Annotated in this window: 2 protein-coding genes; both read right to left on the bottom strand. The window is 44.0% G+C overall.

Annotation, left to right across the window (positions count from 1 at the left end; all coding sequences use genetic code 11):
• The coding region (locus ACUVJL_RS02330; protein WP_445244370.1) for an NAD-dependent epimerase/dehydratase family protein at window positions 1-468 on the bottom strand (468 nt) is incomplete at its 3' end.
• Window positions 465-998 carry a dTDP-4-dehydrorhamnose 3,5-epimerase gene (gene rfbC, locus ACUVJL_RS02335; RefSeq protein ID WP_445244371.1) on the bottom strand — a complete coding sequence of 178 codons (534 nt, stop codon included), beginning with the start codon at window positions 996-998 and terminating at the stop codon, window positions 465-467. The genes rfbC and ACUVJL_RS02330, both read right to left, overlap by 4 nt.
• Window positions 999-1,066: the final 68 nt, after the last annotated feature.

The following is a 1,066-nucleotide window of genomic DNA, read 5'->3' on the forward strand; positions in this document are numbered from 1 at the left end:
TGTCGTCTCGCAATAGCAACTCACCATCTCCTGCAAAGCATTTTTACAAATACCGTAGGGAGTATCTGGATTGAGCGGCGTTACAAATTCCGAGCAATAACCGTACTTCCAATCATACTCCGCACAGGTTCCACCCATCACAACTCGATCGCCCCCTTGCTCTCGAAATTGCCTCAACAATTCCAAACTAGCCTGCACCCACAAGAAATTATCTTGTGATTTCCAGTATTGTCCAGGTACTGTATAACACCAGGCAAAATGCAGCAAATGTGTAGGTTTTACTTGACAAACTAACTCTTTAATGGATGTATGGTCTAACAAATTTGCCAGATGCCAAGTACAATCCGAATTGACAGCAGGCAAAGTCTTAGAAGCTACAGCATGAACCTCAAAGCCGCGCTCCACCAACGTCTTGAGCGAATGTCTGCCAACAAAACCCCCCGCACCTGTAACCAGCACTTTTTTCATAGCACAAAATCCGGTAAATTCCGATCTTTTTCGGAAATTACGCGCTGAGATATCTCCGGCCAATTAATACTAAAAATCGCATCATCCCAACGGACTCCCCTTGCTAATTCCGAGTAATAAAACTCCGACATCTGGTAAAAAACCTCAGTATTGTCTGCCAAAGTTTGACAGCCGTGAGCCATACCTTCAGGAATATAGATCATCTTGCGATTTTCCGAGTTTAGCTCTACGGCAAACCACTCTTTAAAAGTAGGAGAATCGGGACGTAAATCGATAATTACATCATAAATTTCCCCTTTGATACATCTCACCAACTTCGCTTCCCCGTGAGGCTTAGCCTGGTAGTGCATCCCCCGCAAAGTACCTTTCTTGAGGTTAAAAGAAATATTGCACTGAACGAGGTTAGGATTCAAACCATGTTCGGCAAACTCCTTTTGACACCAACTGCGGCCAAAAAATCCCCTCTCATCCGCTATAGGTTCTACCTCAATAACATAAGCTCCCTTAAGCTTTGTTTGAGTAAATTTCACCGGATTACCTCCACTTGAGGAATCAACACCACAAACTTACCTCCCCACTCGCGGATATAATCCATCTG

Source organism: Microcoleus sp. OTE_8_concoct_300, from assembly GCF_031383065.1.
In the GTDB taxonomy this organism is placed as follows: Bacteria; Cyanobacteriota; Cyanobacteriia; order Cyanobacteriales; family Microcoleaceae; genus Microcoleus.